Genomic DNA, 14,103 nt, shown 5'->3' on the forward strand with positions numbered 1-14,103 from the left:
GTTTTAATAACTAATTTCAGTTATCAGTTAATAGCACAGTCAAAGTATTTTGTAGGATGGGCAATCTTGATTCATAGAGCTTCTGTAGTAAAATTGGCCCCTGACTTTTTTCTAGTAGCTCACTTAGCAAGCATCTAAAAAAATGCTAATATGATGCTAAACAGCTATCTAAGTAACAAGATGCTAGACATAACCAAAGACATTGACTCTCTCACTAACTTCAAGCGTAATACTACTCAATACTTGCAGCGAATTAAGGAAAGCGGAAACCCACTCATCCTCACAGTTAATGGTAAAGCAGAAGTAGTAGTTCAAGATGCAGAGTCATATCAAAAATTACTAGAATTAGTAGACCGCATACAAGCAATAGAAGGCATTCAAGCAGGTTTAAATTCAGTTCAAGAGGGACGAACTTTTCCAGCCAAACAAGCATTAACTAAGCTCAAACAGAAGCATGGAATATCAAATTGAAATTAGCGATCGCATCTAATTCAGATAGTAAAATCACACCACATTTAACAATAGTATTAATAACTAAACTTTGCCTATCCTTGACAATTCAAAACACCTCAAAAATTAATATTTTATATTATATATTTACTAACAAAATCTAACATATTGAGGCCAGATGGTTATGAAAATTGGATTTAAAAATACAGTATTAACATCAATAATTCCCACCCTAGAAAATGGCGATCGCTTAACTCGAATTGAATTTGAACATCGTTACAGTAAGTCAAATGTTAAAAAAGCAGAATTAATTGAGGGAACAGTTTATATGGCATCTCCTTTACGAATGACCCAACATGGTGAACCCCATGCTTCAATTATGGGATGGCTATTACTCTATCGTGCTTCAACACCAGGAGTGCAACTTGGAGATAATTCGACTGTTCGTTTGGATGGAGATAATGAACCTCAACCCGATGCTTTAATGCGAATTGAAAATGGTGGACAGTCAATTATTAGTGAAGATGGTTATGTGGAAGGAGCACCGGAATTAATAGTAGAAATTGCTGCTAGTACTGTTTCTATTGATGTGCATGAAAAAAAGAAAATCTATCGTCGTAATCAAGTTCAAGAATATCTGGTTTGGCGCGTCGAAGATGGAGAAATTGATTGGTTTAGCCTACAAAAAGGGGAATATGTTCAGCTTCAACCTAATTCCGAGGGAATAATTTGTAGTGAAGTTTTTCCTGGTTTATGGTTAGATAAAGCAGCTTTATTAACAGGAAATTTAATCAAAGTAATTGAAGTTGTACAACTGGGGTTAGCTACAGCAGAACATCAAAATTTTGTGGAGAAATTATCATCTTGAAGAAGGCAGAAGGCAGAAGGCAGAAGGTAAAGAAAGGTTCAAGTGGAGAAGGTTTTTTTATCGCTGATTATCCGGACATGATATAACTGATAACTGAAATGACGATCGACCTTAGACAGGGAAATGTTTTCCCACTGTTGCTTGTTCCCTGTTAACATCGATCGCGAAAAAGTTGAAACTAAATAGGACTTGCTGATTAAATCTAAAAGTCTTTATAGATAAAGGTAAGTGCTTTTTTAAGTATCAAAAAGTGCGAGGTTTTAAGTGGTAACGGTTAAAAAATGAGCGGATTTTGGTCAAGATTTGGGCAGAACAATCTTAGGACAATTCTTACTCCTAGCTCCTTGCTCATTCCCATTTCTCCTGTCTTCCCCTCCTGGGAGGGGGAGGGGCGAGGGGTGGGTTGTCTCCTGTCTCCTACCCCTACTAAAAGACTTTTGAGCGCAAACCCTAAACATCGTAATTTCGTGCTTCAGCAGCTTCTGGGTTATCCTCGCAATAGATATCGAAAGCAGTTTTTTCCAGTCTTTCTGCCTTTTGATGAGCAGCTTCAGCTTGTAACTCTTCTACAATATCCCAAGCTGCTGCACATTCTTTAGAAGTCACACCTTTTTCCGCACAAATACTTCTTGCTTCTTCAATAGCTGCTTCTATTCTCCTTTCAAGCAGTACAGATTTTGGTTTCTCCACAAAATCGCTTTTGCTTAAAATATCTGTAATTGAAATAATACCAAGTAACGTATCCTTAATTACAGGTGCTCGATGTATACCTGTATTAGCAAATAATCTCGCTACATATTCTACACCTAAATCGGGATTAACAACAATGCAAGGTTTAGTCATAATTTCATAAACTCGCACTTGTTTAGGGTCTTTGCCGTAAGCAGCAACCTTATAAACAATATCTGCCTCTGTGATAATACCATAAGCATCTTGCTCGTGACGGCGTTCTACAATTAGAGCACGCAGACAGAGATCGTTCATTTTCTTCACAGCATCAGCTACTGTCGCCGAACCACGAATTTTTTCAACCTCTGTGGTCATAATATCTTTAGCTTGCATCATCTTGACTTTTCCTCAATAATATGTATTTAGTTATTGATATTTAAACTATCAATATTTAGCAGCTTTGCTATTAATTTAAGAGTAGGATAAAAGAGTTATTTAGTCTACAGATTTATCAAATCAAATTATTTTTAATTATTTTAATTTTTCTGACTAATATGGCTGATTAAAAAGCAATCAGCAATCAGCACTCAGCAGTCAGCTTAGATTTATAGGGAATAGGAAATAGGGAATAGTTAATATTAACAAGTGGTTCAAACTATCCAAAATCAAAAATCCCAAATACAAAATTATTAAATCATACCCATAATCAGCAACATAGAAATGCAATTTAAATGGGAATTTTAACTTAAGCTGATAGGCTAGTTAATATCGGACAAATTTTTAACAGTCAATTTCCAGCTAGAAGTTTTCTCTTTATTTACCGAAATTTTATTCATAATATCTCCAAAATCTTTTTGTAGTTTTTGAGTGACAGTAATCGGAAAATCTAAATCTATTTCCCGGTCTTGTACGATCGCTGCCAACTCAGCAAAATTAACTTTTTGAGTAACTCGTTCTGTAGGTGATAATTTAAAAGTTGAAGTTTCAGAAATATTCTGTGCCTGCATAGCTAATTTTATCCGCTCAAGTATATGGGTAATTTCTGAATCTAACAATTTCCATTCATGTAAAATATCTTGATATCTTTGACTTAGTTCATCTAAATTTTCATCAGTAGGTTCAGAATTATTTTGTTTCATTAATTCTAACAAAGCTAAATGTACTTGAGCTAAATAAACACAGTCCATTTTCGCATATTCTAACTGTTTTTCTGTCAGTGGTCGTTGTCCCCAATCACTACTTTGTATTTCTTTATCTATATTTTTAAAACCAGTTAAATTTTCAACTAATGTCTTCAGTTTTAAATTAGGAATAGGCAAAATATAATAAGGTAATTTTTTCGCTATTTCCCAAGTGCAAGTAATATTTTTAGCTTCATTTTTACCCAAAAATTTAATATCAAACCTAGCATTATGAAATACCTTCTCAATATTAGGTTCAACCATTATTTTATCGATAAAAAAGTTAGTTAAATCGGGATTATCTAAAACATCCAAAATATAAACGAGACCGCCCACTAAATCTTGAGAGTCAGCTAATATTTGAATCAAAGACAATCTAGGTCTACGAGTATTATAATCAGCAACTTCTGTATCAATCCAAAGTATATTAGCAGTAGCTAATTGTTCAATACATTTTTTAAGATCATTATTATCTGTCAAATAAAACATATAAAATAAAAAAATATTAAAATTATAGTGTTAATACCAATTCACTTTAGGTATGTCACAAATAGTTTCGCTCCTTTAAATGTTAAATAACTTCCGTAAATTACCAAATCATTAAGACTTAAAGCCTCTCCTTTAAAGGAGAAACAAGAAAAATTTTTCCTTTGAGTCAATCCTCTTCTTTTCAAGGAGAGGTAATTGTTAATTATTAATTATTAATTGTTGATGTATCATCAAAGTTTTGAGCTTCTATAAAATTTTAATTCATCACTTTTGACTTTTGACTTTTGACTTATAACTTCCGTGAAACGGTATCAGCAACAATAATCTCTTTTAAGGACAAGTTGTACCATCAGGCATAATTGCTCCCCTCATATCTGCATCTCGTAGATTAGTTTTATTTAGCTTTGCATCAATCAATACAGCTTTAATTAATATTGCTCCCGTCAGATTTGACCAACTTAAATTAGCCCGAAATAAATTAGCTCCACTCATATTAGCTCCTCGAAAAGTAGTCCAACTAACATTAGCAGTTCGTAATTTCGCTCCACTTAAATTAGCTTCACTCAGAGTAGCTCCAATAGTAGTAGATTTGCTCAATTCAGCTTCACTCAGATTAGCCCTACTTAACATTGCCCCACTGAGAATGCCATTACTTAGATTGGCCTCTTCTAAAATTGACTCATTCATCAAGGCATTTGTTAAATTCGCAGACTCTAAACTTGAGCCATTTAAAATAGCTCTGATCAAATTAACGCGAATCATTGTAGCTGCAGTTAAATTAGCTGCCGTTAAATTAGCCTGACTGAAATTAGCTTCCGTCAGGTTAGCACCTCTTAAATTAGCTTGACTGAAATTAGCTTCCCTAGAATTAGAACCCCGTAAATTAGCCTCACTCAAATCAGCGTTATTTAAGTCAGTTTTCACCAGACTCGCTCCAATCAAATTAGCTTCACTCAAATTAGCCCCATTAAGATCAGCATCCCCTAAATACACTTCTCTGAGATTAACTCCACATAGGTTAGCACCCATAAGTTTTATATTACGGAAGTTTGCCCTAGTAAAGTTACTATTACTTAAATCAGCTCCCCTTAAATCTACCCCTACTAGGGTAATACCTTTAAAATTTCTTTCCCCTTCTGCATACTGTTTTAGAATTTCTTCCGCCTCCATTTGCACCGCCTCAAACTATTTTCTATTTTACATTTTATATTTAAACTAGGACATTACTAATTTACAAAAGCAAAAGAGAAACCCTACATATACCTAATTAACTTATTAAGCAGCTTTTTCTGTAAAACTTTTCGCTTTCCTACTATATTCCGTTGAAGAAGTAGCTAGGAGTCGGGAGTCAGAAGAATGTGGTCTATGGGGATTGGTCCCTCAGCAACCGCATTTGCACTGTGTAGACAGTGGGGTATTAAACCCATAAGGGAAAAGATCAAATTACAGACACCAAATTAAGGGCTTAAATTTAGTAATCTTATTGTAAATATCTCAAAAACCACGCTGATATTCTGAGAAAATTAAGAACATAAGTACAACAAAAAAAATACTATGCCAGAGAATGTCAGAAGCCAATTAATCACAAAAGGAGTACAACGTTCTCCTAACCGAGCTATGCTCAGAGCTGTAGGTTTTGAAGATTCAGACTTTACTAAACCGATCGTCGCAGTAGCTAACGCTTATAGCACTATTACCCCCTGTAATATGGGCATCAATGATTTGGCCATGCGAGCCATGGCAGGAGCCAAACAAGCAGGGGCAATGCCACAAATATTTGGCACAATTACCATTAGCGATGGTATTTCTATGGGAACTGAGGGAATGAAATATTCTCTCGTTTCTAGGGATGTTATTGCCGACTCCATCGAAACAGTTTGTAATGGCCAGGCAATGGACGGACTTTTAGCCATCGGTGGGTGTGATAAAAATATGCCTGGAGCAATGATAGCGATCGCTCGAATGAATATTCCGGCGATATTTGTCTATGGTGGTACTATCAAACCAGGTCACTATAATGGCGAAGACTTAACCGTAGTTAGTGCTTTTGAAGCAGTAGGAAAATACAGCGCTGGAAAAATTGATGAAACAGAGCTCAAAGAAATTGAACGTAGAGCTTGTCCTGGTGCTGGGTCTTGTGGAGGAATGTTCACTGCAAATACTATGTCTTCAGCTTTTGAAGCAATGGGTATGAGTCTGATGTATTCATCAACTATGGCGGCCGAAGATGCAGAAAAAGCTGATAGTACTGAGGAGTCAGCCAAAATTCTAGTAGAGGCTATCCGCAAACAAATTTTACCTCGTCAAATAATTACCCGCAAGGCTATAGAAAACGCAATTTCGGTAATTACTGCAGTTGGAGGTTCCACTAATGCAGTTTTACATTTCTTAGCCATTGCTCATGCTGCCAATGTAGAATTATCCATTGATGATTTTGAAACTATTCGAGCAAGAGTACCTGTATTGTGTGACTTGAAACCAAGCGGTCGATACGTTACAACAAATTTACATCAAGCGGGTGGTATTCCTTTAGTCATGAAAATGCTCCTCGAACATGACCTACTCCACCCAGATGCCCTAACTATTACGGGTAAGACTATAGGAGAACAGTTAGCAGACGTACCTTCGGAACCACCTTCAAATCAAGATGTGATTCGTCCTTGGAATAATCCGATGTATGCTCAAGGACACTTAGCTATTTTAAAAGGAAATTTGGCAACTGAGGGAGCAGTTGCTAAAATTACAGGAGTCAAGAACCCAGAAATAACAGGTCCAGCAAGAGTATTTGAGTCAGAAGAAGCTTGCTTAGAAGCAATATTAGCAGGCAAAATTCAAGCAGGAGATATTATTGTAGTCCGTTACGAAGGACCGAAAGGTGGGCCAGGAATGCGAGAAATGTTGGCACCAACTTCGGCTATTATTGGTGCTGGTTTAGGAGATAAAGTAGGGTTGATTACTGATGGTAGGTTTTCTGGTGGTACTTACGGTATGGTAGTTGGTCATGTAGCTCCAGAAGCAGCAGTAGGTGGCGCGATCGCTCTGATAAAGGAAGGAGATATGATTACTATTGATGCTCACAAGCGTTTGCTACAGTTAAATATTTCTGATGAGGAACTACAACAACGTCGTCAAGGATGGCAACCTCCAGCACCCCGGTATACCAGAGGTGTATTAGCAAAATATGCGAAGTTAGTATCTTCTAGTAGTTTAGGGGCAGTAACTGATGCTGGATTAGATTAGAAGTGTGGTATAATCAAGGTAAACTTGCAACATTCTCCAGTAAAATTAAATAAGCATATTGTAGACATCCTTAAGTTACAGTTTCTATTATTTTGTAGCTTAGGATGTCAATTTTGATAAATGTTTGTTACAAATGGTAGGGACGTTGCATGCAACATCCTACGAAAAAAGGAAGAGGAAAGAAGGAAGAAGGTTGAAATTTTGAAAAAAAAAGGGAAAAACAATATAAGTAGCTATCTAAAATGAACTATAATAGCTATTTTTAAGTATATTCGATAGAAGTCTACCTTTTTGTAGCATTCTTTTTTCAAATAGACATCTCCAATAATAAAAAATCAAATCAATTATCCCATATAAATTATCAATTATTTCCCCCTACTCCCTACTCCCTACTCCCTCTTTTCTGGAGATGTTTAATTGGTATAATACCCTCCCTGCATTTTAAAGCGAAATATTTTTGGAGGGAGATTTAAGCCTCCTGTTACAAAAATAACTTTTGACTTTTGACTTCGTTAACTCTCTGTTCCCTGTTCCCTCCAGTTATGAATTATTCACGACCTCCTCGTAACTCTCAAACTCTCTTGGGCAATATTACCCAAGTAGTTAAAACTATTCATGCCAATGTCAACTTTTCCCGACTAGCACTGAGACCTAATGCTAAATTACCCGAACTCTGGATACAGGAAACAGAGAATACTCCAGCTAAAAAATATCCTCTTTTGGGCGATCGCTATTTACTAGGTCGTTCTTCCCAAGCTTGTGATATTGTAATTCGTAATCCCCTGATTAGTAAAATTCATCTGTCTGTCTCCAAAAATACTAATAAATCTAACGCTCCTTATGTAGTTAAAGATGAGAATTCTGCTAATGGTCTCTACAATGGGAAAAAAAAGATTTCTCGTCTTCCCTTACGTCACGGCGATGTTCTAACTTTAGGACCACCAGCATTAGCTGATACTGTTAAACTTCGATATGTAGACCCTCCTGCTTGGTACATTCAAGGATTCCGTTACGGTATATTTGGCATTTCTGGATTAACCGCTTTAATCAGTTTAATTATTTTATTGGAATGGACAAAATTTCAGGTAGACCCTTTACCTAATCCAATTACTGGCCCAGTAGTTGTTTATGCTCGTGATCGACAAACTCCTCTACGTCCAGCTTACAGAAACGCTCATTATGAATTAGGGCGCATATCTAAATTCTCTAAATATTTACCTGATGCAGTTATTGCTTCTGAGGATAGTCGCTTTTATTGGCATTTCGGCGTAGACCCCATCGGAATTACTAGAGCAGTATTGACAAATTTGAGGGCAGATGGTATAAGCCAAGGCGGAAGTACAGTAACTCAACAATTAGCAAGAAGTGTCTTTCGTGACTATGTAGGTACAGAAGATTCTTTGGGTAGGAAACTTCGAGAGGCAATAGTATCTTTTAAAATAGAGGCTTTTTATAGTAAAAACGATGTATTATTAAATTATCTGAATAAGGTTTATTTGGGGTTAGATTTATACGGATTTGAAGATGCCTCTAGATTTTATTTTGGTAAAAGCGCTCAAGATTTAACCTTATCAGAAGCAGCAACGTTAGTAGGGATTTTACCAGCACCTAATACTTTTAATCCTGTAGAAAATTATCAATTAGCTATAGAAAAAAGAGATGGAGTAATTTATCGAATGCTCACTTTGGGCATGATCGACCAACAAGAAGCAGATAGAGCGAGGCGATCACGGGTAGAAATTAATCCTAAAGCTATAGAAATTCTCCAAAGTACAATAGCACCTTATTATTATAGTTATGTATTTAGTGAACTGGAAGAATTATTGGGAGAAGACTTAGCTAGAGAAGGAAATTTTGTTGTTCAAACAGCTTTAAATCCTGAAATTCAAACCTTAGCAGAAACAAGTTTAAAAGATGCAATTAGCAATGCTGGGTCTTATGCTAATTTTTCTCAAGGTGCGGTAGTTACTATAGACTCTAAAAATGGAGAAGTTATCGCCTTGACTGGAGGTGAAGATTATCAACAGAGTCAGTTTAACCGGGCAACTCAAGCACAACGTCAACCAGGATCTACTTTTAAAGTTTTTGCCTACGCTGCTGCTTTGGAAAGAGGGATACCACCAACAAGATTATATTCTTGTAATTCTCTGAGATGGATGGGTCAAACTTACGGAGGTTGTCAACGCAGTGGCGGTAATACAAATATGTACACTGGAATAGCACTTTCTGAAAATGTGGTAGCTTTGCGGGTTGCTCAACAAGTTGGTTTAGGTAATGTCGTCAGGATGGCAAAGCGTTTAGGGGTTAAATCTAAGTTAGATGCTGTACCAGGATTAATATTGGGTCAAAATGAAGTTAATGTATTAGAAATGACTGGTGCTTATGGAGCGATCGCTAACCGTGGAGTAGGAAACCGCCCTCATACCATTAGAAAGATTATTGATAGTAGCGACTGTAGCGATCGCAATAATATCTACACTTGTCGTTGTATTTATTCCTATAATTCAGACTCAAGTTGTGAAAACCCTCAAGGGGATATTCAAGCTAACCGCCAGATATTAAAACCACAAATAGCAGATACCATGACTCAAATGCTCCAAGGAGTAGTGCAAAATGGTACTGGCCGTGGAGCTTATATAGGATTAGATGAAGCAGGTAAAACGGGTACAACTAATCGAGGAGTAGATTTATGGTTTGTTGGTTATATTCCTAACAAAAGTATGGTGACAGGTATTTGGTTAGGAAATGATGATAATTCTCCTACTTATAGTAGTAGTGGGCAAGCGGCTCAGTTATGGGGGAATTATATGAAAAAAGTTGTGGCTGAGTAATAATAAAATTTGCGAATTTGTCAAGCGTTATTTCAGAATTTGAGCTGAAAACATGAGCAAATTCTGACTCCTAACCACCACCAAAATAATATGAGGTAAAAATGACAGTTAAAAGTAATTTAATATCCCTTTACGAAAATGAATATGAACAATGGTTAGTAGAAACGATTAATCTATTAAAAGAAAACCGATTCAATGAATTAGATAAAGAACATTTAATTGATGAGTTAGAAGAGTTGAGTCGGCGAGAGAAAAAAATAGTTGAAAGGTTTCTCGAACAGATAATCAGACATTTGCTTCTTCTGGAATATTGGACTGTTGAATATGAGTATAATGTCAATCATTTGCTAGCTGAAATTATGAGTTTTAGAACCAAAATAAATGAAGATTTAACTCAAAATTTACGAAATTATCTACAGGAAAACCAAGCAAAAGTTTATGAAAAAGCATTAAAATATGTCAGGCAAAAGACAGGATATGAGATAATTTTTCCAGAAAACTGCCCTTATAGTCTTGAACAGTTATTAGATATGGACCGGTTACCATAAAATACAGCGTTTCCCGTTGTTGGTACAAAATTTTAGGTTTTAGGGAACAGGGGACAGAAAAGAATAAAAGTAAGCATTCAGCCGTCAGCTATCAGCTATTGCTTTTAGTGAGCGATCAAAGCAATATTTAATTAAGAAACGAAAAATCTGGCTAAAAGTCAGCTTCAAAGTCTATATTCATTTAAACCTTGTCCTTAAACACAAGGTCTTATTGCTGAAGCGCTGATGGCTAATAGCTGAATGCTTACGAATAAAAACAACTGTACCTCATAGCTTTGGAAACTGCTGTAATATCATGTCCGGTTGAATACTTATTATTAAAATAGTAGGGGAGCGGGGGAGTGGGGAGTAGGGGAGTAGGGGAGTAGGGAAAATAGAAAGATTTACTGTTTAAGCAAGAGGATAAGTTTTTTCATCACTAATTATCCGGACATGATATAAGTTATTAATTAGGGTTTGCTGATAAAGTCTCAAAGCATCTACATATAAAGGCTTTAGCTTTTTTGGGGTTGAAATATGTCTATCATTCCGATTATTAATCCGACTCAATCTTATACCTTTGCTGACTATTTTAAATTAAACTCTGAACCAGAGGATATTCTATCGTATTTTGGCCATGGGTATGAATCGCGATCGCTAAGTTTACCCCAAACCCATCGTCAACTAGAACGCTTAGATAATTTAAAACAACGCTTACAAGAAATTTTACCTTGTGTCAGTTTAACTAGCGAAATGGCTAGAAGAGAATTTCTGATTGCTCCTGTTTTGATGGAATTAATTCACTATACCCAAGTCAAAATCAAAGTGGGGTATTCCTTAAAAATTAACGAACAGTTGAAAGGAGAATTAGATTATTTTCTCCAGACAAAAACTCAGTTTCTAGTTATTGAAGCGAAAAATGCAGACTTACAAAGAGGTTTCACACAATTAGCAGTGGAATTAATAGCTGTAGAAAAAGCAGAATTTGCCAACTATTCTATGCTATATGGTGCAGTTTCAATGGGTAATATTTGGCAATTTGCCGTTTTGGATACTCAACAAAAACGAGTCATACAAGATACAAATGTATATCGAGTTCCAGCAGACTTGAGAGAGTTATTACAGATTATGGTGGGAATTTTAGAAAGTTGATATGTAAGCATTCAGCTATCAGCTATCAGCTATCAGCTATGAGTTATAGCGCTGTGCGCAGGCAACAGGCAACAGAGGGAATAAAAGGCTGATAATATAAGATTTTTAGCTATTGGACATCTCTTGTTATTTGTAAATATGCCAGCGCACATTGCTATATTAGCTCATTAGAGGAATTAGTCTCCAAGGAAAATTAAAACTTATAAAAAAAATGTCTTCAACTAACCTTATATCAAATTGAAATGAAGCTGTATAGAATAATATTTAAAGCATAATTGACCACAGGTAAGTGTAGATAAATATAGATTGATTTAATGAATTTCAAATTCTATGCAACCTCATATAAAAATGGTATTAGTAATTTCTTGAATATGTTCAAAAACTGTTTGCGCAGCATTCCGTAGGAAATGCTGAATGCTGAAGTTGATATTGTGTTTAAAAGGAACGCAGAAAGCAGAATAACCTATCCCACTAATAGTATTTTGGCTGAAAACCTTAAATATTTTGAGAATTAAAAACGAAAAATTAAGCTTTTCAAATAAATTTTACTTAAACAAATAAGCTTGTTAAAAATAGTGGGGTAGGTTCAAGGGAATATTAGTTTAAAGAGAAAAGGTTTTTTATCACCCTCTTATCCGGATATGATATTATATAAGGTTAGGTTATGTAGTATATGTTTATAATTCTATAAATACTTTAATCTCCCCCACTCCCCCACTCCCCCACTCCCCCACTCCCTCACTCCCTCACTTCCCTACTCCCCTACTCCCCTACTCCCCCACTCCCCCACTCCCTGCTATATATAATTACCAGCTAATTCCGATACACTACCCTTTTCAGTCTGAAGTTGCCATTGACCTACTAAATTTAGGGAACCTTCCAAAAATTGACTACGACAAACTCGACGCTGAATTTTACCACTGGTAGTCTTAGGAATACTACCAGTCTTCAACAGATTAATAGCATAAACTTCCACTGTATGTTCCTCAGCAACTGCCTGACGAATAGCTCCAACTACTTCCTCAACATTCAACTTCCGTAAATAACTACGCTCCACTTCTTGAGCAATTATCAACCGCTCATCATCTTCTGCTTCTATAGAAAAAGCTGCTCCACAACTAGACCGTAAAGCGGGATGACATCTTTCCACGGTCAGCTCAATATCTTGAGGATAACGATACCTACCCCACAAAATCATCACATCTTTAATCCGACCAGTAATAAATAATTCCCCATCTTGTAAAAATCCTAAATCTCCCGTCCGTAAAAAAGGTCCTTTATCTGCCAAAAAAGTATTAAAAGTTCCCTCCGTCTCTTCTGACTGATTCCAATAACCCCTACCTACACCAGCGCCAGATACCCAAATTTCCCCAACTTCACCATCTGGACGTGGAACTAAAGATTCTGGGTCAACAATCATAATTTCATCCCCCAACCAAGCAAAACCACAACTAACCACAGCTCTACTTTTTTCACCGCCAACCACAACTCGGTTTTCTGCTAAAGCTTCGGCATCTACATACTTAATAACTGGAGGTTTTGTTTTTGTTGCGCCACTGATAAATAAGGTAGTCTCTGCCATTCCATAGCAAGGATAAAAAGCTTCTGGGCGAAACCCACAAGGGGCAAAAGTCTCTGCAAATCTTTCTAAAGTTGCAGCTCGCACGGGTTCAGCTCCAGAAAATGCGACATCCCAACTACTTAAATCTAAATTTTTCAGTTGTTTTGGCGTTACTTGCCGAGAAACTAGGTCGTAAGCAAAGTTGGGTCCGCCACTGGTTGTTGCTTTGTATTGAGAAATAGCTTTTAACCAACGTATGGGTTTTTGAATTAAAGCCACGGGTGACATGAGGGTGACAGGAAAACCACCATATAAAGGTTGTATTACTCCACCTATTAATCCCATATCGTGGAACATGGGTAGCCAAATTACGCCTTGACTTTCTGAGGAATGTTCAAATGACTGATAAATAATTTCTGAATTATGCAATACGTTGCGGTGAGTGACCATTACTCCTTTTGGTTTGCCTGTGGAACCGGAGGTGTATTGGAAAAAGGCGAGGGTATCTGGGTCTATTTTTGGTTCTATCCAATTGGGTGCTTCAGAAAAATCAATTTTGTCTGTGGCTATCCAGGGTAAGTGGTTGAGTTTAGGAGCTAAGTCTGGATTTTTGGCTAATTTTTCTTGAATTTCCCGTAAAAAAGATTCTGTGGTGAGGATAGCTTTTGGTTGGGAAGATTCGACTCTTTCTTGGAGTTTGACTATAGCGTCGTTGTTGAGGGGAGGGTTGCTAGTTACGGCGATCGCTCCTGAACAGATACAACCAAAGAAACTGGCAATAAATTCTAGTCCGGCGGTATAGGGATAAACAACTAATATTCGGTCTCCTGGGATGATGATTGATTGGAGGTGAGCAGCGATCGCTCGTACTTGTGTGTTTAGTTGTTGATAGGTTAAGCTTCCAGATTTGGTTTCTCCATCTGGCAAAAATGTATAAGCAATTTGATTAGGTAGATTTTGTGAGCGATGGTTTAGGATATCTAGTATTGTTGAGTATTTAGCCATTTGAGGATTTTTTCAGCAGATTAATAATTAGAGTATTGTATTAGTAAGTTTTTCTTGCTTACCACATAGTTGTAAATAGGTCAAATACCTGTTAGAGGAGCTGAGAAAAATTAGTTCATCATGGTTAAAT

The 14,103-nt window shown here is 36.5% G+C and carries 10 protein-coding genes; 6 read left to right on the top strand and 4 right to left on the bottom strand.

Annotation, left to right across the window (positions count from 1 at the left end; all coding sequences use genetic code 11):
• Positions 1-180: 180 nt before the first annotated feature.
• Together F6K27_RS06735 and F6K27_RS06740 are read left to right on the top strand one after the other, a co-directional pair.
• Positions 181-471: a type II toxin-antitoxin system Phd/YefM family antitoxin gene (locus F6K27_RS06735; protein WP_287272931.1), complete on the top strand. Its 291-nt coding sequence runs from the start codon at positions 181-183 to the stop codon at positions 469-471.
• A 163-nt stretch (positions 472-634) separates the two neighbouring features.
• On the top strand, positions 635-1,318 hold the full coding sequence (locus F6K27_RS06740) for a Uma2 family endonuclease (RefSeq protein ID WP_287272933.1): 684 nt from the start codon (positions 635-637) through the stop codon (positions 1,316-1,318).
• A 450-nt stretch (positions 1,319-1,768) separates the two neighbouring features.
• Here F6K27_RS06740 and F6K27_RS06745 read toward each other — a convergent pair whose 3' ends face one another.
• The 3 genes from F6K27_RS06745 to F6K27_RS06755 all read right to left on the bottom strand — a co-directional run bounded on the left by F6K27_RS06745 (position 1,769) and on the right by F6K27_RS06755 (position 4,827).
• Complete coding sequence (locus F6K27_RS06745) at positions 1,769-2,383, bottom strand: CP12 domain-containing protein (RefSeq protein ID WP_124145211.1); 615 nt, start codon at positions 2,381-2,383, stop codon at positions 1,769-1,771.
• Positions 2,384-2,745: 362 nt separating this feature from the next.
• The gene (locus F6K27_RS06750) at positions 2,746-3,657 is read right to left on the bottom strand and encodes a ribonuclease D (protein ID WP_287272934.1); all 912 of its coding nucleotides are present in this window, start codon (positions 3,655-3,657) and stop codon (positions 2,746-2,748) included.
• 330 nt (positions 3,658-3,987) lie between these two features.
• Complete coding sequence (locus F6K27_RS06755; RefSeq protein WP_124145209.1) at positions 3,988-4,827, bottom strand: pentapeptide repeat-containing protein; 840 nt, start codon at positions 4,825-4,827, stop codon at positions 3,988-3,990.
• A gap of 384 nt (positions 4,828-5,211) precedes the next feature.
• Here F6K27_RS06755 and ilvD point away from each other — a divergent pair, with 384 nt between their 5' ends.
• From ilvD to F6K27_RS06775, 4 genes are all read left to right on the top strand, one after another.
• Positions 5,212-6,897 carry a dihydroxy-acid dehydratase gene (gene ilvD / locus F6K27_RS06760; RefSeq protein WP_287272936.1) on the top strand — a complete coding sequence of 562 codons (1,686 nt, stop codon included), beginning with the start codon at positions 5,212-5,214 and terminating at the stop codon, positions 6,895-6,897.
• 542 nt (positions 6,898-7,439) lie between these two features.
• On the top strand, positions 7,440-9,728 hold the full coding sequence (locus F6K27_RS06765; protein ID WP_287272937.1) for a transglycosylase domain-containing protein: 2,289 nt from the start codon (positions 7,440-7,442) through the stop codon (positions 9,726-9,728).
• Between the two features lie 101 nt (positions 9,729-9,829).
• Positions 9,830-10,276 (top strand): DUF29 domain-containing protein, encoded by a 447-nt coding sequence (locus F6K27_RS06770; protein WP_287272938.1) that lies wholly within the window; start codon positions 9,830-9,832, stop codon positions 10,274-10,276.
• A 516-nt stretch (positions 10,277-10,792) separates the two neighbouring features.
• Positions 10,793-11,407, top strand: a complete 615-nt coding sequence (locus F6K27_RS06775) for a hypothetical protein (protein WP_287272940.1) — start codon at positions 10,793-10,795, stop codon at positions 11,405-11,407.
• A 796-nt stretch (positions 11,408-12,203) separates the two neighbouring features.
• On the opposite strand, the gene F6K27_RS06780 is transcribed toward F6K27_RS06775, so the two are convergent.
• Complete coding sequence (locus F6K27_RS06780; protein WP_287272942.1) at positions 12,204-13,973, bottom strand: fatty acyl-AMP ligase; 1,770 nt, start codon at positions 13,971-13,973, stop codon at positions 12,204-12,206.
• Between the last annotated feature and the right edge of the window lie 130 nt (positions 13,974-14,103).

Source organism: Okeania sp. SIO2F5, assembly GCF_010692685.1.
GTDB classification, from domain to species: Bacteria; Cyanobacteriota; Cyanobacteriia; order Cyanobacteriales; family Microcoleaceae; genus Okeania; species Okeania hirsuta.